This window comes from Bradyrhizobium sp. WSM3983 (assembly GCF_000473045.1).
Lineage (GTDB): Bacteria > Pseudomonadota > Alphaproteobacteria > Rhizobiales > Xanthobacteraceae > Bradyrhizobium.
This window is the reverse complement of record NZ_AXAY01000010.1, coordinates 13,764-37,855: the sequence shown is the minus strand read 5'-3', so window position 1 is coordinate 37,855 and position 24,092 is coordinate 13,764. Positions and strand designations below refer to the sequence as shown.

At 63.5% G+C, this 24,092-nt stretch carries 21 protein-coding genes and 1 pseudogene; 11 read left to right on the top strand and 11 right to left on the bottom strand.

Translation table 11 applies throughout. The features are described 5' to 3' along the window. Positions 1-31: 31 nt before the first annotated feature. A complete protein-coding gene (locus YUA_RS0117705; protein ID WP_027531900.1) occupies positions 32-1,018 on the bottom strand; it encodes a quinone oxidoreductase in 987 nt (328 codons plus the stop codon). 226 nt (positions 1,019-1,244) lie between these two features. On the opposite strand from YUA_RS0117705, the gene YUA_RS0117700 reads away from it, so the two are divergent. From YUA_RS0117700 to YUA_RS0117690, 3 genes are all read left to right on the top strand, one after another. Further along, complete coding sequence (locus tag YUA_RS0117700) at positions 1,245-1,445, top strand: hypothetical protein (protein ID WP_027531899.1); 201 nt, start codon at positions 1,245-1,247, stop codon at positions 1,443-1,445. 147 nt (positions 1,446-1,592) lie between these two features. After that, positions 1,593-2,540 (top strand): MoxR family ATPase, encoded by a 948-nt coding sequence (locus YUA_RS0117695; protein WP_027531898.1) that lies wholly within the window; start codon positions 1,593-1,595, stop codon positions 2,538-2,540. Positions 2,541-2,546: 6 nt separating this feature from the next. Further along, positions 2,547-3,923: a VWA domain-containing protein gene (locus tag YUA_RS0117690; RefSeq protein WP_027531897.1), complete on the top strand. Its 1,377-nt coding sequence runs from the start codon at positions 2,547-2,549 to the stop codon at positions 3,921-3,923. A 21-nt stretch (positions 3,924-3,944) separates the two neighbouring features. Here YUA_RS0117690 and YUA_RS0117685 read toward each other — a convergent pair whose 3' ends face one another. After that, on the bottom strand, positions 3,945-4,142 hold the full coding sequence (locus YUA_RS0117685; protein ID WP_027531896.1) for a hypothetical protein: 198 nt from the start codon (positions 4,140-4,142) through the stop codon (positions 3,945-3,947). A gap of 354 nt (positions 4,143-4,496) precedes the next feature. Between YUA_RS0117685 and YUA_RS0117680 the strand changes: the two genes are divergently transcribed. Beyond that, the gene (locus tag YUA_RS0117680; RefSeq protein ID WP_027531895.1) at positions 4,497-4,718 is read left to right on the top strand and encodes a hypothetical protein; all 222 of its coding nucleotides are present in this window, start codon (positions 4,497-4,499) and stop codon (positions 4,716-4,718) included. Positions 4,719-4,726: 8 nt separating this feature from the next. Here the strand turns inward: YUA_RS0117680 and YUA_RS0117675 are convergent, their stop codons facing one another. Genes YUA_RS0117675 through YUA_RS0117665 form a run of 3 tightly spaced genes read right to left on the bottom strand, consistent with a single transcriptional unit; the run spans position 4,727 to position 8,673 of the window. After that, entirely contained in the window at positions 4,727-6,118 is a 1,392-nt protein-coding gene (locus YUA_RS0117675; RefSeq protein WP_027531894.1) for an NCS2 family permease, read from the bottom strand. 13 nt (positions 6,119-6,131) lie between these two features. Continuing rightward, positions 6,132-7,997 carry an adenine deaminase gene (locus tag YUA_RS0117670; protein WP_027531893.1) on the bottom strand — a complete coding sequence of 622 codons (1,866 nt, stop codon included), beginning with the start codon at positions 7,995-7,997 and terminating at the stop codon, positions 6,132-6,134. A 13-nt stretch (positions 7,998-8,010) separates the two neighbouring features. Beyond that, a complete protein-coding gene (locus tag YUA_RS0117665; RefSeq protein ID WP_027531892.1) occupies positions 8,011-8,673 on the bottom strand; it encodes a TetR/AcrR family transcriptional regulator in 663 nt (220 codons plus the stop codon). Between the two features lie 115 nt (positions 8,674-8,788). Between YUA_RS0117665 and amiF the strand changes: the two are divergent. Beyond that, positions 8,789-8,898: pseudogene (gene amiF, locus YUA_RS52605) on the top strand (formamidase); the annotation flags it as partial. Positions 8,899-8,978: 80 nt separating this feature from the next. Here the strand turns inward: amiF and YUA_RS0117660 are convergent. The 5 genes from YUA_RS0117660 to YUA_RS0117640 all read right to left on the bottom strand — a co-directional run bounded on the left by YUA_RS0117660 (position 8,979) and on the right by YUA_RS0117640 (position 16,122). Next, positions 8,979-9,410, bottom strand: a complete 432-nt coding sequence (locus tag YUA_RS0117660; protein ID WP_027531891.1) for a hypothetical protein — start codon at positions 9,408-9,410, stop codon at positions 8,979-8,981. After that, complete coding sequence (locus YUA_RS44300) at positions 9,407-10,966, bottom strand: sulfotransferase (protein WP_051383252.1); 1,560 nt, start codon at positions 10,964-10,966, stop codon at positions 9,407-9,409. Before YUA_RS44300 ends, YUA_RS0117660 begins: the two co-directional genes overlap by 4 nt. An 87-nt stretch (positions 10,967-11,053) precedes the next feature. Then, positions 11,054-13,123 carry an alkaline phosphatase family protein gene (locus tag YUA_RS0117650; RefSeq protein ID WP_027531890.1) on the bottom strand — a complete coding sequence of 690 codons (2,070 nt, stop codon included), beginning with the start codon at positions 13,121-13,123 and terminating at the stop codon, positions 11,054-11,056. Between the two features lie 267 nt (positions 13,124-13,390). Beyond that, positions 13,391-14,764 carry a hypothetical protein gene (locus YUA_RS0117645; protein ID WP_027531889.1) on the bottom strand — a complete coding sequence of 458 codons (1,374 nt, stop codon included), beginning with the start codon at positions 14,762-14,764 and terminating at the stop codon, positions 13,391-13,393. A gap of 98 nt (positions 14,765-14,862) precedes the next feature. After that, the gene (locus tag YUA_RS0117640) at positions 14,863-16,122 is read right to left on the bottom strand and encodes an allantoate amidohydrolase (RefSeq protein WP_027531888.1); all 1,260 of its coding nucleotides are present in this window, start codon (positions 16,120-16,122) and stop codon (positions 14,863-14,865) included. 408 nt (positions 16,123-16,530) lie between these two features. On the opposite strand from YUA_RS0117640, the gene YUA_RS0117635 reads away from it, so the two are divergent. The 6 genes from YUA_RS0117635 to YUA_RS0117610 are packed head-to-tail and all read left to right on the top strand — an operon-like array spanning position 16,531 to position 22,403. Then, a complete protein-coding gene (locus YUA_RS0117635; RefSeq protein ID WP_027531887.1) occupies positions 16,531-17,643 on the top strand; it encodes a BMP family ABC transporter substrate-binding protein in 1,113 nt (370 codons plus the stop codon). Further along, the gene (locus YUA_RS0117630) at positions 17,640-18,752 is read left to right on the top strand and encodes an ABC transporter permease (RefSeq protein ID WP_027531886.1); all 1,113 of its coding nucleotides are present in this window, start codon (positions 17,640-17,642) and stop codon (positions 18,750-18,752) included. Before YUA_RS0117635 ends, YUA_RS0117630 begins: the two co-directional genes overlap by 4 nt. 1 nt (position 18,753) lies before the next feature. After that, the gene (locus YUA_RS0117625; protein WP_027531885.1) at positions 18,754-19,680 is read left to right on the top strand and encodes an ABC transporter permease; all 927 of its coding nucleotides are present in this window, start codon (positions 18,754-18,756) and stop codon (positions 19,678-19,680) included. 11 nt (positions 19,681-19,691) lie between these two features. After that, a complete protein-coding gene (locus tag YUA_RS0117620; RefSeq protein WP_027531884.1) occupies positions 19,692-20,375 on the top strand; it encodes a cysteine hydrolase family protein in 684 nt (227 codons plus the stop codon). Further along, positions 20,372-21,904 carry an ABC transporter ATP-binding protein gene (locus YUA_RS0117615; protein ID WP_027531883.1) on the top strand — a complete coding sequence of 511 codons (1,533 nt, stop codon included), beginning with the start codon at positions 20,372-20,374 and terminating at the stop codon, positions 21,902-21,904. Before YUA_RS0117620 ends, YUA_RS0117615 begins: the two co-directional genes overlap by 4 nt. A 13-nt stretch (positions 21,905-21,917) precedes the next feature. Further along, positions 21,918-22,403, top strand: coding sequence for a nucleoside deaminase (locus YUA_RS0117610; protein WP_027531882.1), 486 nt, complete (start codon positions 21,918-21,920; stop codon positions 22,401-22,403). A gap of 194 nt (positions 22,404-22,597) precedes the next feature. Here YUA_RS0117610 and YUA_RS0117605 read toward each other — a convergent pair whose 3' ends face one another. Continuing rightward, on the bottom strand, positions 22,598-23,704 hold the full coding sequence (locus YUA_RS0117605; RefSeq protein ID WP_027531881.1) for a hypothetical protein: 1,107 nt from the start codon (positions 23,702-23,704) through the stop codon (positions 22,598-22,600). Positions 23,705-24,092: the final 388 nt, after the last annotated feature.

Genomic DNA, 24,092 nt, shown 5'->3' with positions numbered 1-24,092 from the left:
TGAAGCAGCCTGTGCCATCGCCAGTCCAGAATCACACCGTCAGAACGGTCGATCCCGTGGTTTTGCGCGCGGCGAGATCGGCGTGCGCCTTGGCAGCGTCCTTCAGGGCATAGGTCTGGCGCACCTCGATCTTGACTGCACCGGATTTCACGACGTCGAACAGCTCGTTCGCCATCGCGACCAGGTTCTCGCGCTTGGCGGCGTAAGTGAACAGCGTCGGGCGGGTGACGTAGAGCGAGCCCTTCTGGGCGAGCAGGCCGAGATTGAGCGGCTCTACCGCGCCGGAGGACGCGCCGAACAGCGCGGCAACGCCAAGCGGCGCGAGGCAGTCCAGCGACTTCAGAAACGTGTCCTTGCCGACGGAATCATAGACCACCGGCACCTTCTTGCCGCCGGTGATCTCGTCGACACGCTTCACGAAATCCTCGTGCGTATAGATGATGACATGGTCGCAGCCATGCGCCTTGGCGAGCTTTGCCTTCTCGTCGCTGCTGACCGTGCCGATCACGGTCGCGCCGAGATGTTTTGCCCACTGGCTCAGGATCAGGCCGACGCCACCGGCCGCCGCATGCAGCAGGATGGTGTCGCCGGCCTTCACGCGATAGGTCTGCCGGATCAGGTACTGCGTGGTCAGCCCTTTCAGCATCATTGCGGCCGCAGTCTTGTCGTCGACGCCGTCAGGCAGCTTCAACAGCCGGTCGGCGGGGATCAGCCGCGCCTCGGAATAGGCGCCGAGCGGTGATGCACCATAGGCGACGCGATCGCCCGGCTTCAGATCGGTGACGCCGGGCCCGACCTCCTCGACGACGCCCGCGCCCTCGCTGCCGAGCCCGCTCGGCAATGACGCGGGATACACACCCGAGCGGTTGTAGATGTCGACGAAGTTGAGACCGACGGCAGTGTGGCGGATGCGCGCCTCGCCCTGCCCCGGCTTGCCGACGTTGACCTCCTCCCAGACCAGGACTTCCGGACCGCCGGTCTTGTGAAAACGAATGGCATGGGTCGTGGCATGGGTCATGGGCGTTGCTCCCTTATCGTTGCGTTGATGGTCCGAAAAAGCGGATCGGCCGGATAAATAGGCATTTGGTCCGCCGGTTACAGTACAGAGGACGTAACAAGAATGTCACAGCGAACGACAAACCCTCGCCGTTCCGTCTCTGTTCGAAAGAGTTGATGACGGCATCTACGCGACCGGCAGTAGCCTTTGCGCGGGGTTTGGTGGTCGCCTGCGAAGGAGAGCCGAGATGCCAGCTTATGTACAGCATCATCAGGATATCGAAATCGCGCCTGTGATTTGCCCGACGTGCATGGGGTTCCTGCCGATGTATGTGCGCGAGATCGAGCCGCACTGGAGCCTTGCCAAAATCGACTTCGTCTACGAATGCGCCGATTGCGGCGCCGAGGTCAGGCAGACCATCCACAAGCCGGAGCTGCTGCGGCACTGACCGCACCATAAGTCGCCCCTTAAGTATTTGCGCTGAACGGAAAAAGCAGCCGTCAGCGCGGATCAGGCCCATCCCAAACGAGGCTTGTTCTTTGCCGGGAACGCAGGCAGAACAAGCCTCAAGCAAGACCTTTGGGAGCGCCCTTTCGTGGCTGAACAGAAGCCCTCGACCTCGATCGAGGCAGTGGAGAGCGGCCTCGCCGCGCAAGGCTATATTGCGAGCCGGCAGATCGCGACTGCCGTCTATTTGTCGCAACAGATCGAAAAGCCGATCCTGGTCGAGGGTCCTGCGGGCGTCGGCAAGACCGAGCTTGCCAAGGCGATTGCCGCCTGGCGCGGCATGAAGATGATCCGCTTGCAGTGCTACGAAGGCCTCGACGAGGCCAAGGCGCTCTACGAGTGGAAATACGCCAAGCAGCTGCTCTACACCCAGATCCTCAAGGATAAGCTCGGCGAAGTCCTTGGCGGCGCGCAGACGCTGCACGCCGCGCTCGAACAACTTCATGATTTCGGCGACGTGTTCTTTTCCAAGGAGTTCGTCGAGCCGCGTCCCCTTCTCCAGGCGCTGGAGCAGCCGGGCGGCTGCGTGCTGCTGATCGACGAGATCGACAAGTCGGATGCCGAATTCGAATCGCTGCTGCTGGAAATCCTCTCGGACTTCCAGGTCACGATCCCGGAGCTCGGCACCGTCTCGGCGATCACGCCGCCGACGGTGATCCTCACCTCCAACAGCGAACGCGACCTCGGCGACGCCCTGAAACGGCGCTGCCTGCATCTGCATATCGGCTTCCCCGAGCAGCGGCTGGAGGAGCGCATCGTCGAGAGCCGCGTGCCCGGCATCTCGCAGGCCCTGCGCCGGCAGATGGTCGGCTTCATCCACGAGATCCGTTCGCTCGATTTGAAGAAGCTGCCCTCGGTCAGCGAGACGATCGACTGGGCCCGCGTGCTTGTGCTGCTTCAGGCTTCCGAGCTCGACACCGAGATCGTCAAGGACACCCTCAACGTGCTCTTGAAATACGAGGCCGATATCGAGGCAGCGCACCCCCAGATCACGACCTTCATTGCCAAGGCGGCACGGTCCAACGTCTTCGGTTGACGCCCGATGCGCGAGAACCTCCATCGTTTCTTTCGGGCGGCGCGCGGGGCCGGCGTCCATGTGTCGCCCGCCGAAAGCATCGATGCGATGCGCGCCGTCGCGCAGATCGGTCTCACCGACCGTGCCATCCTGCGCGACGCCCTCCTCCTGACCCTCGCCAAATCGCAGGACGAGAAGCTTGCGCTCGGCGATTGTTTCGATCTGTTCTTCAGCCAGCCGGAACCGCGGCAGGATCAGCCCAAGCCCAATAGCGACGATGCTTCGCCGGAGGCCGATCAGTCGCCCTCTTCAGGCTCGGACAGCGAAGCCGGCGGAGGCCAGTCTCCGGAAGGATTGGGCCCGCTCGCACAGATGCTGCTGTCGCAGGATCGCAATGCGATCTCAGCCGCAATCGCCAGCGCATCCGGCGCAGCTTCGCTCTCCGACATCCGCTATTCGACCCAGCGCGGCATCTTCTCCAGTCGCATCCTCGACGCCATGGGCCTTCAGCGCCTGCGCGACGATCTCGACGAACTCATGGCAACCAATCCCGCGCTGGCCGAGCGCCTGCGCGGCGCGCTCGATGCCTTGCGTGAAGCGGTACGCGACACGGTCGCGCAGGGACTTGCGCTCTATGCCCGCGAGGAGGCTGAAAACCTCCGCCACGAAATCCTGCGCAATGCGCCGCTCGCGCGCATCGAGCGGCGCCAGGTGGCGGAGATGCGGGCGCTGATCCGCCAGATCGCGCGCCGCCTGCGTGAGCGCTATTCGAAGCCGCGCAAGCGCCAGCGCCGCGGCCACCTTGATGTCCGCCGCACGCTGCGCCGCAATGCCGCGTGGGGCGGCGTGCCTTTCCTCACCGCGTGGAAGCGCAAGCACCGCGATCGGCCGAAGATTGTGGCACTATGCGACGTCTCCGGCTCGGTCGCGCAAGTCTCGGACTTCTTCCTGCTCCTGATCCACTCGCTGCATGAGGTCGTGGACGATGTCCGCTCCTTCGCATTCTCGTCGCATCTGATCGAGGTCAGCGAGATCCTGGAGAAGAAGTCGCCCGAAGAGGCGATGGCCGAGATCATGTCCAAGGTCGGCTTCGGCTCGTCCGATTACGGCACTTCGCTGGTCGATTTCGAAAAAGACTTCATGAGCACGCTGACGCCACAGACCACGGTGATCGTGCTCGGCGACGCCCGGAGCAACAATCTCGACCCTCGCGCGGACATTCTGCGCCGCGTCTCCGAACGCTCGAAGCGACTGGTCTGGCTCAACCCCGAAGGACGGCTCGCCTGGGGCTTTGGCGATTCCGAGATGCCGCGCTATGCGACCTTTTGCAGCGTGGTGCGGCAATGCGCCACCGCGCAGCAGCTCGAGCGCGCGGTCTCCGATATCGTTGCGACTTACCAGTAAGTTTTGGGCGCACGGCCAACGTCAGCTTCGCGCAAGCTCCAAGCGCGTGAGCTCCGAGTGAGCGACATTGCACTCGCGAAAGTGATAGGCAATTTCGTCGAGCGCGCGCTGTTCCCATTCCTCGGCTTCGCCAAGCCAGAAAACCCGACGCTCAAAATCGAGCGCCGCACGCTCACGGCACAGGGATTCCTGACTGCGAATTTCCACCAGCCTGTTCATGCTCTCACACTCCTGTCGTCGTGTGAAGCCGTTCCCAGCGAATCAACGTAGCAGAAGCACGAACCCAAGGTCTCACCATTTCTGTGCATATCGTGACGCAAAATGAGACAGCAGCGCTTCCCGTGCACTGCGGTCGTCGCAGCGCAACATCAAATGAAGATCATCAATTAGTGATCAGAGACCGGGACGATAATCGTGTCCGAACGATCTTAACTATTGTGGCGCAACGGACTGCGGCAATTCGTGAAGAGAAGTTCTAAACAGCTCACCGAATTCCCGACTCATTGTCGTCGCATGGTCTTCATGCAGCGCCGCTAACAGGGGCGCACGAACGTGACTATCGCTTGAGGCAACATGAACGACGACTTCGACTTCGATCTTTCGCCGGATCAATGGGCAGCCCTGCGCACACTTCGTAATCCCGTAGCGAACAATCGCCTCTCGAAGGCCTATCTCGTCGACAGCCTCGTCAAGCTTGGTCTCGTTGTCATTGATGATGGCGTGCCCGCGATGACTCCCATCGGACGCAAGGTGCTGGTGCGCGGATCATGCCGGTTGCTGGACCTCGCGGCTTAACGTACGCGTCAAAAGATCTGTGCGATCACGATCGCATATGCGACGAAGACAACCCCGAGTCCCCACACCATCGCCGGAATCTGCGACCGCCGGCCGACTGCCACTTCCAGAGCGATGTAGCTCAGCGTGCCCAGCGCCATTCCGTTGATGAGGTTGTTGGTCAACACGGTGATCAGCAGCGTCAGCACGATTGAAACGGCGTTGACGAGATCGGTCATGTCGATGCGGGCAAGTCCTTGCATCATGAGCACGCCGACGAGCACCAGTGCGGGCGCGGTCGCTTGCGGCGGGATGATGACGAAGATCGGCCAGAAGAACAGCGCGAGAAAGAAGAATCCCGCAACGGTCAACGAGGTCAGGCCGGTGCGACCGCCGGCCTGCACACCGGTGATGGATTCGATATAGGCCGTGACGACGGAGGTTCCGAGCAGCGGCCCGACGATTGAAGCCGTCGCATCGGTCGCAAATGCGGCGGTGGCATTCGGGATCGAGCCGTCGGGCTTGCGCAAATTGGCGGCCCCCGTTACGCCGATCAGCGTGCCCAGCGTTGAGAAGAATTCGGCGCACAGGAAATAGAACAGCAGCGGCAGCGCGACGACGAAATGGCTGAAGAGATAGCCGATGTCGAGCGCCATGAAGGTGCTGGTCGGCCAGCGCGGCCACGCCATGATGGCTGATGGCACTGACGTCACCATCTTGCCGTTGGCGCTTGGGACGAAGAAGCCGATCAGCGTGAGCACCGCGATCGACAGGATCAGCGCCGCCGGCACCCGGCGCACCACCAGCACCGGCGTGAGCAGGAGACCGAACAGCGTCAGCAGGACCGGCGGGCTGCGCAAGGAGCCCATGGCGATATAGGTTGACGGATTCTGCACCACGAATCCGGCGCCCCGTAGCGCAATGAAGACGATGAGGGTACCGACAGCCGCCTGGATGCCGATCTTCAGCGCTTCCGGCACGTCCTTCGCGACTTTCTCGCGCAGCTTCGACAGGCTGAGGATCAGGAACAGCACGCCGGTGAAGGCGACCATTGCGAGTGCGCCCTGCCAGGGCATGCCCATCTGCTTGACGATGACATAGGTGAAGATGACGTTCGAGCCCATCGCGGGCGCCACCGCAAGCGGCAGATTGGCCCACAGCCCCATCATCACCGAGCCAAAGATCGCGGCGAGCGCCGTGGCGCTGACAAGATCGGCACGGTCCATCCCGGTGTTGGACATGATCGCCGGGTTCACGGCGATGATATAGGCCATCGCCGCGAACGTCGTCGCGCCGGCCATCACCTCGCGGCCGACGCTCGTGCCACGCTCTGTGAGGCCAAAGGTCCGATCGAGCAGTCCCGAGGCTGCGCGCGGTGCCGGCTCGGCGGGACCAGCCTGCGGCTTCGTCATCTCGTTCATCGCAGTCCTCCCCCTACCAGACCACCGGATGCGCTTCGCCGGTCTGCACGTTAATGAAACCGAGCGGCGCCTGCTCGCACGGCGCCACCAGCACCCAGCTCCAAGGCGCACAGGTCAGCGTCGCAAACATGAGCCTCTCCGGAAATCCCGGATACCAGCGCGGCCGGAACGTCGGCTCGTACATCCAGTCGACCTTGCGACCTTCCGCATAAAGCGCCTGCATCTCGGCATCGAGCGCTTGCGCCGAACGACAGCTCATCAGCCCGCCGACCTCGAAACGCACGGTGGCAACGAGCTCGCCCTCGCGCACCAGCGCCCAGCCACCCTGAAGCTCGATCAGCGCGTTCACCGCCTTTGCCATCGCCGCGTCGGACGAGCCGACCACCCAGATGTTGTGCTTGTCGTGCGCCACCGAGCAGGCGACCGCGGTCTCCGGCGTGCGCGGTCCACAACCGCGCCAAAACATCTTTGCGACGCGACCATCGCCGGAAAAACGGTCGACGATGGCAAATTTGGTGACGGCCTCGCTCTCGTCGCGCTGCACGGCACCGTCACGGACCGGCAATTCGAGGGTGTAGAACTCAGGATGCCAATGGAAGGGGCGGATCACCGCCGCTTTCATCGTGGCCCGGCCAGGCTCAGCCCGCAGCTCGAAATCCTCAGGCTTGATCGTGCGCTTGATATTGACCGTCTTGGTCGCCCACTCTGGCCATTCGATCGCCGGCACTCCGCCGAGATAACGCCTGCCGTCGGAGACCTGCGCGCCATCGGCCCACACCTCGGCGATCGTGAGCTTGGCAACATCCGACAGCAGCACGACGTCGCCGAAGCGCCCCGGAGCCAGGCTGCCGACGAACGGCGTGAGGCGCATGTGCCGCGCCGGATTGATGGTGAGACACTGGATTGCGATTTCCGGCGCAAGGCCGGCCTCGATCGCGACCCGCGCATTGTGATCGCTGGCGCCAAGCTCCAGCGTATGGCTGGCACTGCGGTCATCCGTGGTGAACGCGATCTGCGACCAGTCTTGCAAACCCTTCGCGAGCAGCCATTTCACGATCTCGTCCATGGCATAGACTCGCAGCTCGACGAACAAGCCGCGGGTGAGCTTGTCCCAGGTTTCCTCCGGAGTCTGCACTTCGTGATCGGAGGCGAGCCCGGCCGCGGCAAAGGCGTTGATGGAGGGCAGGTCCCGCAGGCCCGAGGCGTGGCCTTCGACGACGCCGCGCGCTGCGAACGTCGCCTCGATCATGCCCCAGAGCCGCTTGTAGGACGGGTTGTCGGGATTCCACACCGCCGGCCAGTCCATGACTTCGTCGAGGCCGGTGACCATCAGGCTTTCGCTCATGAAGCGCGCCTGCTCATCGTGGCCATACCAGCCGCCGCGCCATTCATACGCAGTCGGCGGCACCGCCGAGCCGGGCTGCGGAAAGATCTTGAGTGGCGAGCCGCGTCGGCGTGCCTCGAACCAGAATTCGAGATTGCGGGCGCCATTGACATTGGAGAATTCGTGGCTTGCCTCGCAAGTCCAGGTATTGCCATGCGGCAGCACCAGCGCCGCCTCCCATTCCGGCGTCAGATGCGAGCTTTCGATATGCTTGTGGACCTCACCAAAGCCGGGCACGGCCGCGAGATCCGGCCGATGCACACGCTCGCGGACCTCGCCGGGATAACTTCCGGCTGGCCCCACCCACGCGATACGCCGGCCCTTGAAGACGATCTCCTGATCCTCGCTCCAGGTGCGGCTGTGCACATCAAGCAACTTGCCGACCCGCAAGGCGCGATCGGCCGGGCGGCGACCGAGCGACGTCAGAACCAGGTCCTGCCGGATGCGAACCTCGTCGGGCGCGTTGATCAGGAGATCGTCGGGTGTCGCATTCATGACCTGCCTCGCTCTATGCCGGTACTTTCGCAGCCCCGGTCCGCTTCCTCGGCGATTTGCCGGCCTTGCCGCCGCGCGCGGCGGCTGCATCGCGCTGCCGAACGTCCTTCAGGAGGGTCGTGAGCGCCCACTCGATGGCATCGGCGATCTCGCTGCTCGTCATGCCGAAATCCTCGCGCATCGCGTTCCAGGCCAGCACGTTGTTGAGGTAGGACGCGAGCGCCTCCGCCTGGCGGACGTCCTTCGCGGGGAGATGCCGCACCAGCGGCGCCATCGCCTTGCGATGCTGGTCGATCAGGTGCCGCCGGAAGCCGGCGCGCACCCGGCGGCCCGCCCGAGTCATCGCAATGGCGCGCGCCAGATGCGGATGACGGTCGAACCGCTTGCACAGCTTGCGGAAGATCTCGGGCAGTTCGTCGGGCGAAGTGAAGGGAATGTAGCTGAAGACGTTGTCCTCGATCCATTCGCCGGCCGCCGCGAACAGCTCCGCGCGGGTTTTGAAGTGCCGATAGATGGTCCGCTCGGCCACCTTCGCACGCTTGGCCACCGCGGCCATGGAAATGTCGTCGGCAGCTTCATCCTCCAGAGTCTCGACAAACGCCGCAACGATGCGCTGCCGCGTCATCTCGGCATATTCGTCGCGAAGGCTGGCGATATGTCGCCTTGCTGTACTCATGTCATAAGTCTGACATTGGGTGGATTGGAGGGTCAAGCCGAGACTTGAGGCACGTCGCGGCGCAACAATGGGCGAAGGCATGTCTTTGGGGCCGGCGGCCCAACCGAGCAAGACTATCGTCTTCGCAAAGGCCTGCATGTGCGGCTCGACGGCTCGTTCGATTCCATCGGCGAAGGCTTGATCGTCAATTTCGATGGCACCGTGCTGGCGCACGGTACCACCGGCAATCGGCGCCAAGGCAGCCGAGGTTCTCGAGGGCGGCGAGCTGGTGGATGTGACCGCGGGCTAAGGCGCTGTCGTTCGTCCTAGCGCAGGTGCCCGCGCTCGAAATGCCTGCGTTCCGGGGCCGTTAGCGGAGGCCTGGCCGCATTTGCCGGCGTCACCGCAGCGACCGGGGCGGCGCCGGGTTGTTGCGGCGCCAGCACCAGTACGTCGAGGCCGTCAGCGGTGACCTGCATCGCATAGTCATGGCCGCCGAGGAGCCGGGCCACCACGCGCCGCAAGGGTCCATCGAAGACTCCCGTCGTCGGCGTGTCGAGCGCATCGGCGGTGCGATAACGCAGGTTGAAGCGCTCTTGCAGTGCCGTTAGCACATCGCGGAGCGAAGCGCTCTGGACTTCGAGATGCACGGCCTCCGGCCGACCTTCGACCTTCACCTCGGCTGACGCGGCTCGACCGAAGGCCAGGAGGACAGCAGACGCGATCACGAGGAGCATCGATGGTCGCAGCATCGTCACGCCAGCTCCGCTTCCGGAATCTCGCGTGCCAAGCGTTCACGGAGCGGTCTCAACCGTTCGGCATGGTGACGCCATTTTCCAACCGAAGACGCGTAGACCGGCCGGCGCACCTGAACGGCGCTGGCAGTCGCCGATGGCGCCTGGCTTTCATGAAAGCGCATCACCCCATCTTCCCAGGGAAGCCCGAGAAAGTCGATGATATCCCGGCTTGCCGTCGCCTGATCCCGCACAATGTCCTCGTAGTTGATTTCCATGAGTGTATTCGCTGGCAGCACGGTGCGCCAGTGCCGCGACAGACGGCGGTACGCAAGATAATAGTCCGCAAGCTCGGTCTGCTGATATGAGAACGAGAACTTGCCGCGGAAGTGCGCCTTGTAGATCGCCCAGCACGCGTCCATCGGATGCCGCTGCACGAGGACGATCTTCGCGGACGGTAGCGCCGCGTGGATGAGACCACAATAGAGGTAATTCTCCAGCGACTTGTCGATGAAACGCACATTGGCTGGCACGCGAAGCGCGGCGGCCGAATCCAGATAGCGCCTGCCGATGCCTTCGGGGTCGCGGCCGCCCGGCCGCTCTGCCATGGCGCGGCGCATCTCGGCTGCGAACGCGCCGGTCTCGCCAGCCGAATGCATCGCCGAGTGGCTCGCGACGATGCGCTCTACCAGCGTCGTGCCGGTGCGCGGCAGGCCGGTGACGAAGACAGGCGCGGCATCGGCGTAGCCGCGCGGCGCTACTTCGATCCAGCGTCGCGTGTGCGCCTGGATGATGGCATCGATCTCGCCAATTTCGGCGGCGGGCTCGCGAGAAAGCGACCGGCGCTGCAGGTCGCAGCCAGCCTCGACATGATCGAAGGCGCGCCCCCAGAGCTCGATGTCCTCGCACTCTTTGCCGAGCGCAAAGCGCAGCATGATCTCACTCGGAGCAGACAAACCTCCCTCTCCGATCAGCGCCTCCATCTCGTCGATATGATTGCGATCGGGGCTCTGGATACGCAGGTCCGACCGCAAATAGTGTGCAAGGCCGTAATGGCGGTCGCTGGCGATGGCCGCGTCGCAATGCGCTTCGGCATCGCCGAGTGCGCCGATCATCCGCTCGGTAGCGGCCAGGTTGAAAAGATATTGCGGCACATCCGGCTGCCCGAGGACGGCGCGGCGAAAGAGCTCTCTCGCCCGTTGCTGTAGCCCGAGCAGACCGAACATCGCACCGACCGCATCGAGCGCATCCGGCGCATCGTCGAGATGCTGTGCCGCGACGTCGGTCGCCGCACAGGCCTGGCGCGTATCACCAGTCATGAACAGGCATTTCGCGCGCAACACCAGCACAATCGGGTTTGTCGGCGCCAGAGCGACGGCCCGATCGAGGCTGACGGCCGCTGCATCCTGCCTGCCCCGCAGTAGCGCGGTCTCTGTCAGCAGCGCCCAGGCACGCCACTCGGAGGGATTTTGGCCGAGAATTCTGGCGCAGATCTGTTCCGCGGCACCCACGTCGCCTCCGGCAAACGCATCACGCGCGACGTCGATCGAAGCGGCACTCCCTGAGAGCGCAACATCCACGCAAATGACTCCATGACACGACGAGTGATGAAATCGACCCGGTGGCCAATCAGCCCCCGGGTCGATCGGTGGACGCGTCAGTTGCGGTCAGTCGTCGTCGCGGTCATTGTCGCGACGATCGGCAAAGTTGAAATCGCCGAAGAGATCGCTGATCGCGGGCCGGTTGACGGGAACATAGGGATTGTCGTCCGACGCTATCGGGTTGGGCAGCGTGTCGCGCGTCTTGGGCCCGAGCGGCTTGAGATGCCAGTTGCGCTCGATGAACTTGGTGATCGAAACGTGATCGCCATATTCATGCGACATGTGTCCGCCGCGCGAATATTTGGAGACGACGAGAAGCGGAATCCGCGTGCCGTCGCCGAAGAAGTCGACCGGCTGGATATAGCCGGAATCGTAGTAGCCGCCACCCTCGTCCATGGTGATGACAATCGCGGTCGACTTCCACAGCTCCTTGTTGGACTTCACCTTGTCAACGATGTTCCTGGTGAAGGACTCGAAGAGATCCACACGCGAGGACGACGGATGTCCGTCGTTGAACGTGCTCGGCTTGACGAAAGACACGGCCGGAAGATTGCCATCGGCGATGGCGTCGTAGAGATCGAGCGTATCCTTCATGTGCGCATTGCGTTGCGCCGCATTGGTCATGACCGAGGCGGAGAACAGGAACGGATTGCAGATGTTGCAATAGAGATAGGCGACCGGGTCCAGAGCGCCGAAATTGGTGCCTTCACCAGGCGCGGTCTTGAAGTCATTCCAGCGCTCGCCGAAATAGGCCCAGGAGACATCGGCCTGGGTCAGTGCGTCGCCGATGTGCCGCTGCTTGATGACAGGCGGCAAGGTGAAGGGACCGTTGTTGTTCGGATCGGTGGCGCCGCTGCCGATATAGGCCGGCACGTAGTTGTTCAGGAGATAGTAGGCGTTCGGCGCACAGCGCGGCGGCACATGGATGGCGTTGAGGTAGGTGACGACCGGACCAACGCCCGGCTGGCCCGGATCGGAGCAGTTCGAATAGCTGCCACCACCATATCCGTCATTGAGATACCAATTGTTGGTGCCAGGCGCCGGGTTCGGGTTCTCGATCTCGTTGACATATTGCGGCGGATTGGAGCCCGGGATCAGCACGTGGTCAGGCTTCGCGGGGTCGCCGTTAGCATCGGCATAATAGAGCGCATCGGCGTAGCCGATCATCATGTGATTGGCGAACGTGCCGCCCATCACGCTCTGGTGGAAATTGTCGTTGAGCGTGTACTTGCGCGCAAGCTCGGTCAGATAGGGCGCGTCGCCCTTGGCGACATTGTAGAAGCCGAGCGCGATCGCGCCTTCCTTGAGGGCGTGCGGCGTTGGATTGCCGTTGCTCCCCGAGGAAACGCTCGATTCCACAAAGGTGAAGAGGTCGGCCTGGCAGCCGCTCGGATTGTGGTGTGTGGCCTTGGTGACATCGCAGTCAAGCTGCTGCCACATCTGGTAGAACCGGTGCACCGGGCTGCCACCATAGGTCTTGTAGAGGCTGGTCGGGGTTTCGCCGGCCTGCGCCAGCGTCACCAGCGGATAGGCTCCGTTCGGCAGATTGTCGAAATCCAGTATGCGCGAGTCCGGCGAATTGCCCGGCAGTCCTGTGGCGCCCGTCGTGAGCAGCGGCAGATCCTGCTGGCGGAGGCCGTAATCCGCCTGCTGGGCGATTTGCAGCGTTGCGACGCACCCGGGCCCGTTGAGCGCGGCCTGATCAACGGAGGTGTAGCAAGATTGCGGTGCGTAGGAGGTTCCCGGCGCCTCCACCTTGTTGGTCGTGCTGTTGTAGGGAGCCTTCTGGCCGGGGTTGATGGAGTAGGTGTTGTTGACCAAGGCGGAGAATTGCGCCGACTTGGCGTAGTTCGGTCCGGGCAAGCCGTCCTTGGTGATGATGCCCTTGGAGAGCAGGTTGTCGACACGCTCGCCCGGACGATGCGGCTCATAGGTGGCGAAGACGTGGTCGAACGTACGGTTTTCGCCGAGGATAACGATCACATGCTTGATCGGCGACTCAGTCCGATCTCCGTTCCTGTTGCTCCCCCCGAGCGAATTGGCGTCCGCCGCATAAACGTCATATCCCATCAGCGACAGGATCGCGGCGGTGATCACGGTGCGATCGCGTAGACGTCGTGTCGTTCTCGAAAGCATTGCACACCCCTCTGTCCGTTTCTGAAGTCTGAAAAAATTGTTTCAGTGCACTTCAAGCTAGGGGGCGCACTTGTCAGACGTGCTGCGCGAGAATGTCACTTGCATTACGCGATTGTGACAGCGTGCAGAGACACGTTGTCGCAACCGGCCGGCGGTTGTGGATTGCTGTCAATGGCTTGCTGGCGATGCCGCCCGAGGATTCCGGGTTTCCACCGCAAGAAGGGCCAACGAGAGCGGGGGAAACTGCGAGCTCGCGTTGTGGTGCCTTCAGTCGTTCCACTGGAGGAGCGGCGTTCCGTACGCCCTCCTCCAGACCGACAGGAAGCGCGGAAACCAGGAATGGGCCACGGCGCCCTTGTAGGCCCAGGTGCGATATTTCAGGCCCTGCTCGGAGATCAGCTCCTGATAACCGCCGTGGACTTCGGTCGCAGTGCGAATGTCCTTCAGTATCCCTTGCGCGCAGGCGCGATAGGTATCGCTCCCCGCGAACTCGTCATAGTCCAGCATACGATCGGCGAACTCGACGTTGAACGTCGGCCATGACGAGCGCCCCTGGTAGGCGGGAGCCGCAATCTTGTGGATCATCTTGTTCCGCGGATTATCCGCCGACACCAGGAAGTGGAATGTGCTGGGGATGCGGAAACGCGGTTCGGCGATGATCAGATCGGCCGTCGCCGCAAACAACGCGCGCTCGCTCGCATCGTTCATGTCCCAGAAGCCGCGATGCACGCTGACGAAATCCAGCGCGACCAGGGACACCGGCGCGCCCGCAGGGCCATCCAGCGAATGCCTGATATAACCGTCCTTGCCGAACAGGCGGAGCAGGTCCCGCTTGTACTGCGCGAGGTCGCGTCCAAGCAGCCGCTTCAGCTCAATCTCGTCGACCACACCGAGCTGCATGCCCCACACGAACGTCGTGTAGACGCAGGCATTGGTGACAAAACGCCGGCGCTCGGCACGGGTGTCCGTTGCCGCAGAGCGCGGCCCGCTCGCGTCACAGAGCAAATATCTGGTGCCGTCAGCATCGAAAGGCTCCAGCTCGCTTGCGAGCTTCAGGATCGCGCGCTTCAGATCGCCGCCATAATCAGCCAGCAAAAGGCGGCCGGCATGGGCGCATTGCGACATCGCCAGATAGGACGACGCCCGCTCCTCGGCGGAGAGCATCTGCTGGAGACCGGCCAGAATGCCGAGCAGCGTATCCGAGGGACGCGAAAAATAATTCACGCCGAGATACCGCGCGCGCCCCGCCGGGACAATCGTCGTCGTGACGACGTCGGCGCGAACGGCTTCCAGTAACAGGCGTACGCTCTTTTCGAGCAGGCGCGCCCGGCGCACCGCGTCCTGCGAATCCATGATGGTCTCGGGGTCGAGAACGTCAGGATAGAACCAGGCGAAGTCGCGCGGGTAGTAGGCGGAGGCGTGCGGTGCGCCCGTGACGAGGAAAGCCTCGGTCACCGAAAAGGCGCTGTCCATCGAGTGCCGGTAGAGGTCCTCGATCGCCGACAAAGAATGAGGCGACTGCCTCAGGAACCGGTCACCGAGAAAATTGACAGCCTGAAGAGCATTCGCGACCAGGCTCGCGGCCATGCCCTGGTAAAATCGGTTCTCTTGAGGGGACGGAAAGGAAATATCGCTGTTCATCTGTGTAGGTCGGCCGATGTCTGGTGATCCCGGTGCTGGGCAGTCGCTATTTTAGCCCTGTCTGATCCGTATCTCTACCCGGTGACTTGCGGGTGGGCTTACCGCTCCCGCGCCCTGAAATTCTCGATCACCCGCAGCAAAACGCGCGCGCCGGCGTCGGCGTCCACCAGTTCGACATGCTCGTCCGGATGATGGCTGATGCCGCCGCGGCAACGGACGAAGATCATGCCGATATCAGCGATGTCGATCATCGCCATGCCGTCGTGCCCCGCTCCGCTCGGCAGCTCGAAGGCGGAAAAACCTTCGGCAGCGATCGCCTGTGCGATCTGATCCTTCAGCCAGGGCGCGCAAGGCGCGGTGCGGTTCTCATGGGTGACGTCGAGCTGAAGCGCCAGTTGGCGGCGCTTGGCGATCGCCTCGATCTGGCGGACGACGTCGGCGACCGCGCGCTTGCGATGCATATCGGTCGGCGCGCGCATGTCGATGGTGAAGGATACTTCGCCCGGAATGACATTGGTCGCGCCGGGGCTCGCCTGGATATAGCCGACGGTGCCAACCAGGCCACCCTCGTCGGTCCGGCAAAACTGCTCGATCGCGCCAATGCATTCGGCAGCACCACTGAGCGCGTCACGGCGCAGCGCCATCGGCACGGTGCCGGCGTGACCAGCCATGCCGGTGAGCCGCGCCGCCAGCCGTGTCGCGCCTGCAATCGCGGTGACGACACCGACTGGGAGATTCTGCGCTTCCAGCACCGGCCCCTGCTCGATGTGCATTTCAAGATAGGCCAGCAGCTCGCGCCGCGCGCGCGCCGCCGCGCCGATATGGTCAGGGTCGAGGCCGAACTCGATCAGCGCATCGCGCATCGACACGCCGTCGCGGTCGCGCGTGTTCAGGACGCTCTCGTCGAAAGTGCCCGCCACGGCGCGGCTGCCGAGCAGGGTCGAGGCGAAGCGCACGCCCTCCTCGTCGGCAAAGCCCACAATTTCGATCGCAAACGGCAGGCGCGTGCCGCGGCGATTGAGCTCGGCGACGCAGGCGATCGCCGTGATCACGCCCAGCGGCCCATCCCATTTGCCGGCGTCACGCACCGTGTCGTAATGCGAGCCGAGCATCAGGCAGGGGGCCCCCGGCCGCTCGCCTTCGTAGCGGCCGCAGACATTACCGATCGCATCGAGATGCGCGCTCATGCCGGCCTCGCGCATCCAGCCGAGGATGAGGTCCGAGGCCGTGCGCAGTTCCTTCGTGAGATAGATGCGGGTGAGCTTGCCGTCTTCTTCCGAAATCGCCGCGAGCTCGTTAATTCGACGCACGATCTCCTCGCCGAGCGATGCATGTTGAACGGCGGTCACGGCAGCCATCTCGGTCAAGCTTTCCATCCTGGAGACCGTGCAGCGGTCCCAACTCCAATCGGTACAAGTTCGGTGCCAGCGAGTTCAGGCGGCCGGCACCGCTTCAAGTCAGCGCGTGGTTAGCATGAATACGGGTGGTCGGCCGACGGCCCCAGCCGCGTCATGCACACACACGTGAGGGCCGATTAGAACTGCTTAACTCTCTTGCATACAATCGGATAATACTGCCCATAATTTAATCTGCCGATTTCCTGATCAGGATTTCTGAATCACACATTTTTGATATTTTTCAATACCTTATGATCAAATGACCGCTCTGTAGCCTCTGGCACGAAGCTTGCGACATCCTATCCCGGGCTCCGCCAGACCGGCGCAGCCGCGAGATTGAGGCGGTCCAGCCGCCGAGGGGAGCAAGCAATGGATTTTAGCAGGATTTCACGACGTCATTTGTTGCAGGGCGGCGCGGCCCTCACCCTCGGCGCGGCAGCCGGCGCCCGCCCGGCCTTCGCCGCCGACACCACCATCGGCTTCATCTATGTCGGCTCGCGCGACGACTACGGCTACAACCAGGCACACGCACAGGGTGCCGCCGCTCTGAAGAAGATTCCCGGGCTGAAGGTCGTCGAGGAAGAGAAGGTGCCGGAGACCGACGCGGTCGAGAAGACGATCGAGTCCATGATCAACCTCGACGGCGCCACCCTGCTCTTCCCGACTTCGTTCGGCTACTACAATCCGCACATGATCAAGATGGCCACCAAGTACCCTAAGCTGCGCTTCGAGCACTGCGGAGGCCTCTGGACCGACAAGGATCCGAAGAACGCCGGCAGCTATTTCGGCTATATCGACGAAGCCCAATACATCTCGGGCATCGTTGCCGGCCACACCTCCAAGAGCGGCAAGCTCGGCTTCGTCGCGGCCAAGCCGATCCCGCAGGTGCTGCGCAACATCAACGCCTTCGCGCTCGGCGCCAAGCTCGCCAATCCCAAAGCCACCACCCAGGTGATCTTCACCGGCGACTGGTCGATGCCGGTCAAGGAAGCCGAAGCCACCAACAGCCTGATCGACCAGGGCGTCGATGTTCTCACCTGTCACGTCGATGGCCCCAAGACCATGGTCGAGAATGCCGCCCGCCGCGGCGCCATGGTGTGCGGCTATCACGTCAACCAGTCGCCGCTCGCGCCGAAGGCGTATCTGACCGGCGCGGAATGGAATTGGGAAGCGCTCTATCCGAAGTTCGTGAAGATGATTGCCGCCGGCGAGAGCATTGCGAACTTCTACCGCGGCGGCCTCAAGGAAGAGATCGTCAAGACCTCGCCTTACGGCGAGGCCGTTTCCGCCGAAGCGCGCAAGCACGCCGACCAGGTCAAGGCAAAATTCCTCTCGGCGGACGGCTACGCGATCTTCAAGGGCGGACTGGTCGACAACAAGGGCAAGACGGTGATCGCGGCCGGCACCGATCGCGGCCAGAAGGATCCCGAACTCGAGAAGATGGACTATCTCGTCGAGGGCGTGATCGGAGCGACTTCGTGACAGCGGAAGCGGCGGATTCTGCCGAGGCGGTCGGGACAGTTGCCCCGGCCGCCAACCCGGGGTTTCTCCTACGCCACGGCGGCACGATCGAATATATCCTGATCCCGGCCGCGGCGCTTGCCGGCGCGCTCGTGGTCTTCGGCATCTTCGTCGCCATGTTCGGCAAGAACCCGCTCGACCTCTATTTCTACATGTATTACGGCGCGTTCGGCACCTGGTTCTCCTGGCAGAATACGCTGACACGTGCGGCGCCGCTGATCCTTACCGCCCTTTGCACAGCGCTGCCGGCGCAGCTCGGCATGGTCATCATCGGCGGCGAAGGCGCGTTGCTGATCGGCGCGCTGTCGGCGACCAGCGCCGCACTGTTGCTTCAGGGCTTGCCGCCGCTTGTCGTGCAGATGGCCATGGTCATCGCCGGCGTCATCGGCGGCGGTTTGTGGATCATGCTGGCAGGCGGGCTGCGGCAGTATCGCGGCGTCAACGAGACGATCTCGAGCCTCTTGCTCGTCTACATCGCGCTTGCGATCCTCAATCACCTCGTCGAAGGCATGATGCGGGATCCAGCGAGCCTCAACAAGCCGTCGACCCGCGAGATCGGGGCCGCCAACATGATCGGAACGATCCCCGGCACCGACGTGCATTGGGGCCTCGTCTTCGGCCTGATCGCCGCGGTCGCCGCCTACATCCTGATCTATCACACCGTGTTCGGCTTCGCCGCCCGCGTTGCCGGCGGCAACATACGCGCCGCCAAGATCGTCGGCCTCGGCGTCAGCAAGCTCATCCTCACCATCTGCTTCCTCGCCGGCGGCGCCGCAGGTCTGGCCGGCATGGTCGAGGTCGCCGCCGTTCAGGGCCGCACCAATGCCAATCTTGCGGCCGGCTACGGCTTCACCGGCATTCTGGTTGCCTTCCTGGCGCGGCAAAATCCGCTTGCGATCATTCCTGTCGCGATCCTGCTCGGCGGCATCAGCGCCAGCGGTGGCCTGTTGCAGCGCCGGCTGGGACTGCCCGATGCTTCCGTGCTGGTGCTCCAGGGCATCATCTTCGTCTTCGTGCTCGCCAGCGATGCGCTCTACGGCCGCATCGGATTTTTGAAGGGAAAATCCTGAGATGGCAGACGGATCAATCGGCCTCTGGACCGTCCCGCTCGCGGTGCTCGGCGGCGCCATTCGCGTCTCCACGCCATTCCTGTTCGTGAGCTTGGGCGAATGCATCACCGAGCGCTCGGGCCGCATCAATCTCGGCCTTGAAGGCACGCTGGTGATGGGCGCGATGAGTGCCTACGGCATCTCCTATCTCACGGGATCGCCCTGGCTCGGTGTGCTCGCCGCCGGCGTCACCGGAGCTCTGCTCGGCGCGCTGCACGCCGGCATCTGCTCGCTGCCGCGCGTCAACGACGTCGCGGTCGGCATCGCACTGATGCTGTTCGGCACCGGCCTTGCCTTCTATCTCGGCAAACCGCTGATCGAGCCGACTGCACCGCGGCTGCCCGCGATCGATTTCGGCTGGTGGAGCGACATCCCGCAGTTGCGCGCCGCGCTGCGCGTCAACGCGTTGTTCCTGATCGGCGTCGCGCTTGCACCGATCCTCTATTGGGCCTTCCGCACCACGCGCTGGGGCTTGCTCATCCGCACCGCCGGCGAGAGCTCAGACGCTGCGCGCGCAATGGGCCACTCCGTGCTCCTGATCCGCCTGCGCGCGACCATGGTCGGCGGCTTTCTCGCTGGCATCGGCGGCTCATTCCTGTCGCTGTTCTATCCCGGAAGCTGGAACGAGGGCCTCTCGTCCGGCCAGGGCATCACCGCCGTGGCGCTCGTGATCTTCGCGCGCTGGGATCCGCTGCTTTGCCTGTGGGCCTCGCTTGCCTTCGGCGGCGCCGCAGCGCTGGGACCAGCGCTGCAATCGGTCGGCGTCACCTCCGGCTATCACCTCTTCAACGCCGCGCCCTACATCCTGACGCTGGCGATCATGATCATCACCTGCTCGCCGAAACGCACGCTGACCGGAGCCCCGGCCGAATTGTCGATCACCCGCTAGAGAGCGAAATCATGCCCGAGCGCTATATCAAGTCCGAGCCCTACGCCTGGCCCTACAATGGCGATCTCCGCCCCCAAAACACCGCGCTCATCGTCATCGACATGCAGACCGACTTCTGCGGCATCGGCGGCTATGTCGACAAGATGGGCTATGATCTGTCGCTGACGCGAGCGCCGATCGAGCCAATCAAGAAGCTGCTCGCGGCGATGCGCAGCCAAGGCTTTCACGTCATCCATACCCGCGAGGGCCACCGCCCGGATCTCTCGGATCTGCCAGCCAACAAGCGCTGGCGCTCGCGCCAGATCGGCGCCGGCATCGGCGATCCCGGCCCGTGCGGCCGCATTCTGGTGCGCGGTGAGCCCGGCTGGGACATCATCGAGGAGCTTAGCCCCTTGCCGGGCGAGCCGATCATCGACAAGCCCGGCAAGGGTTCGTTCTGCGCCACCGATCTGGAGCTGATCCTGCGCGTGCGCGGCATCGAGAACATCGTTCTCACAGGCATCACCACCGATGTCTGCGTCCATACAACCATGCGCGAGGCCAACGACCGCGGCTTCGAATGCGTCCTGTTGCACGATTGCTGCGGCGCGACCGACAAGAGCAATCACGACCATGCGCTGAAGATGATCAAGATGCAGGGCGGCGTGTTCGGCGCCGTCTCGACGTCGGATGCCTTCATCGGAGCGATTTCGTGATCATCGGCGAGCCGCCTCCGCCCTCCGGCGCCTTCGGCGTCGATGCCATCGCCATGACCATGCGTTTCGGCGATTTCCTGGCGCTGGACAATGTTGAGCTGAAGGTGCGGCCCGGCTCGTTCCATGCGTTGCTCGGCGAGAATGGCGCCGGCAAGTCGACCCTCGTCAAGTGCATCATGGGCTATTACCACGCGACCGAAGGCGACATCCTCGTCGGTGGCCGCGAGCAGGCCATCGCCAATCCGAAGGACGCGCATGCGCTCGGCCTCGGCATGGTCTACCAGCATTTTACGCTGGTGCCGGCCATGACAGTCGCCGAAAACCTCGTGCTGGCGCGCGATGACGTGCCGGCCGTGGTGAACTGGCCGAAAGAGATGAAGCAGCTCGAAACGTTCCTCGCCCGCATGCCCTTCAAGGTGCCGCTCTCCGCGAAAGTCTCCGACATCTCGGCCGGCGAGCGGCAGAAATGCGAGATCCTCAAGCAGCTCTATCTGAAGCGCCGCTTCCTGATCCTGGATGAGCCAACCTCGGTGCTGACGCCGGCCGAAGCCGACGAGGTGCTCGGCATGCTCCGCGGCATGGTCGTCAAGGGCGAGCTGACCATCCTGATGATCACGCACAAGTTCCGCGAGGTCATGGCCTTCGCAGACGAGGTCACGATCCTGCGCCGCGGCAAGCTCGCCGGTGCCGGCAGGGTCGCCGAACTGACGCCGGACGCCATGGCGCGCACCATGATCGGCGCCGAGGAGCTGACCGTGCAGCCGCCACGGACTGGCGAGACCGGTCAGGCGCGGTTGGAGTTGGCAAAGATCCGTGCGCTCGACGATGCCGGCGCTGTCGCCGTGCATGACGTCTCCCTCACTGTGCGTGCCGGCGAGATCGTCGGCATCGCTGGCGTCTCCGGCAACGGCCAACGCCAGCTTGTCGAAGTTCTGGCCGGTCAGCGCGACTCGGAGAGTGGTGAGATCCGCGTCGCCGGCGATCCCTATCACGCCAGCCGCGAGGAGATGCGACGCCACAAGATGTCGCTCCTGCCCGAGGAGCCACTGAAGAACGCCTGCGTCGGCGGCATGAGCGTCGCCGACAACATCGCCTTCCGCGAGTTCGACCGCGCCCCCTTCGCCAGCCTCGGCTGGTGGCTCAACCGCGGCGCCTTCCGCGACGACGCCAAGAAGAAGATCGGCCAATACAAGATCAAGACCCGCACGCCGGAGACGCCGATCTCGGCGCTATCAGGCGGCAACGTCCAGCGCGCCGTGCTCGCGCGCGAGCTTGCCGGCGATGTCGAGGTATTGATCGCAGCCAATCCCTGCTTCGGCCTCGACTTCGCGGCCGTGGCACAGATCCACGCCGAGATCATGGCTGCGCGCAACCGCGGCGCCGCCGTTCTGCTGGTCAGCGAGGATCTCGACGAACTGCTCGAACTGTCCGACCGGCTGGTGGTGATGTTCCACGGCGAATTCGTGTATGAAGCACGGACCAGCGAAGCCGATCTCACCGAAGTCGGCCGGCACATGGCGGGGCACTGACCGCGGAGGCGCGATGGACGGCGTATCCGAACGCGACGAACACTTTTTGCGCCTGTCCTTCGCGGTCGCGCGCCGTTCCCTCACGCATGGCAACCATCCCTTCGGCTGCATCGTCGTCGACGCCGCCGGCAAGGTGCTGATCGAGACCGAGAACGGCTACATGCCGGCTCATGACGGCACCGCGCATGCCGAGCGCCTGGCCGCCACGGAAGCGTGCCGCACGCTCAACCGCGAGGCGCTGGCGACCGCAACGCTCTATTCCTCCGCCGAACCCTGCGCGATGTGCGCCGGTGCGATCTACTGGGCCGGCATCGGCCGCGTGGTCTATGGTCTCAGCGAGCACCGCCTGCGCGCTGTCACCGGCAATCACCCGGAGAACCCGACGCTGGACCTGCCCTGCCGCGACGTCTTTGCCAGCGGCCAGCGGCTGACCGCGGTCGTCGGGCCGTTGCTCGAAGACGAGGCCGAAGCGCTGCACGACGGCGTGTGGACGAAGTAGGCGCTTCTCAGCAATTAGTACCGTAGGGTGGGCAAAGGCGCGCTTGCGCCGTGCCCACCATCTGACTTCGACGTCAACAGAAGTGGTGGGCACGCTATCGCTTTGCCCATCCTACGGCAGCGGTGCTTTTCGCAAGCAGGAATGACACCGCGCATTCCTGCGCGGCGCCATCCGAACCTTGAAATGTTAGCCGATCAGAACTTCACAGTGATACCACCATAGACCGTGGACTCGGTGCAGCTCTTGGTGCTCTGGCCGGTCGCGGCGACGGTACAGACACCGGCCATGGCGTTGTGGTCGAGACCGAACTTGTTCTGCCAGTAGCGATAGGCAACCCAGAGGTCGACGAAGTGCGAGTACTTGTCACCCCAGGCCGCTTTCGACGCGTCGAAGGTCAGGCGGATCGGTTCGCTGTTCAGCTCGGTCTTGGACTTGGTGCTGAAGATGCCAGTGCCAGACAGCGCCGCAAGGCCGTTGGAGTCGCCCTTCGGGCCATACCAGCCAGCGCGGCCGCTGATCGACCAGAACTGCATGTTCGGCGGCAGGAAGCCGAGGTCCATGTAGTAATTGATTTCGACGGCCCAGGTCGGACGGTAGCTGACGTTTCCGTCCGAGTTGCAGGTCACGCCCGCGACGCCGGCACCGAACAGGCCGCACTGGGTGAAGGCGTTATGGTTCAGGAACTCGTAGTACATCAAGGGCGCGACGTCGATATAGCCCTTGTAGGGAAGGTCGAAGGCGAACTGGAGACCGGCGACGACGTCGCGCTTGGCAGGCGCCAGGAAGTTGTTCTCGGTGTTGCCGTCCATACCGACTTCGAATGAGATGTTGTGCAACGGGCCCATGGTGAAGGCCTTGGTGTTGAACAGCTCGTTCCAGCCGAACGTCGAGCGGAACAGGCCGTAGATCTCGGTCGCGCCCGCGCAATCGCCGACGCCGCCGGTGATGGTCACGCCGGGCGCGGTGCAGGGCGAAGCAGGATCGTTATGGCCCGATTTGAACATCGAGATCGTGAAGAAGTTGGTGCCGTAGGCCCAAAGGTCGAAATGGGTGAAGGAGTAGACCTGCTTGGCGGTGGTGCCGTTGATGCTGCCATCCGGACGGACGCTCCACATGCCGGGATCGGTGCCCTTGGGCATCCAGGAGAACGACACGCGGTTATCGATCACCAGGAAGAACGGGAGGTCAGGCGCCTTCTTGGTCGCCTTGACCGGCAGATCCGCCGCGTGAGCCCAGCCACCGATGGCCAGCGTAGCAAGTGACAGCGCCGTTGCTGCAATTGCCTTGAAACGAAACGACATCCTGAATACCCCCAAGTTTGGACGCGTAAAAATGAACGTCCCCTGGTGCGACCCTTGCGCCGAAGTCCCGAGGTGAGAAGCCTCAACTTCTTTCAGGGCATGCCGCTCGTTTCGGCAGCGCGCCGCGTTTCACTGCAGAATTTTGAGGGGTTTGGTGCCGCTCCATCAACGGCTGTCGACCACGCCGGAGACGCCATTGCCGAACATTCGCGTTTGATTCTGTTTGTCTTTTGCGTCGATGCGACAACCCAAGCGCGAGGGTCGAAGACGGCCGTCGCGATTACGGCGAAATGCATACAAGCGACGGCGCGACTTTACTCAACTTCACGTCAAGCCTGCATAGCGGGTTCCGATTTGGCTTGAACCGTCACAAATTTGCAACAGCCGC